Here is a 482-nt window from a genome sequence, read left to right on the forward strand (position 1 = left end):
GCCAGGACCGGGTGGTGCAGGGTCCAGGGGCGGCTGTGTCGGTGTCGTTGCACGGTCCAGGTGGTGTCGGGACCGGATTCGGCGCGGTGGAGGTGGCCACGCTGGTGCAGGACGGTCAGCCAGGAGTCCACCTCGGCCGGCGTGGCGGGGTTCGTACGCATGGCAGTGCTCTCCGATTCCTTCAGGAGGTCGTGGGGCGCGTGTCCAGGGGCGGGTGTCCGGCCGAGGTGTCCGGCTGGTCACCCGCCCCATGTGGTGTGCGGTCAGTTCCGGGAGGTGGTGACCGACTGTCCGTGCTGCTGGCGGAGCTGGACCATCAGGGCGGTCAGCGTGTCGCTGGACAGCGGGATCTGCTGACCGCGGATCGCTTGGGCGACCACCTTGCGGGTCAGTTTGTCCTCGGCCCTGACCGCTGACCGGGCTATCTCCAGCAGCTCCTCGGTGTCCGGGTCAGGTCGCCGGTCACCGGTTGTCCGGGTGTC

Annotated in this window: 1 pseudogene; it reads right to left on the reverse strand. The window is 69.7% G+C overall.

Annotation, left to right across the window (positions count from 1 at the left end):
* Positions 1 to 263: 263 nt before the first annotated feature.
* Positions 264 to 482: pseudogene (locus RB628_RS41355) on the reverse strand (hypothetical protein); the annotation flags it as partial.

The sequence above is a fragment of the Streptomyces sp. ADMS genome (genome assembly GCF_033441795.1).
Classification (GTDB): domain Bacteria; phylum Actinomycetota; class Actinomycetes; order Streptomycetales; family Streptomycetaceae; genus Streptomyces.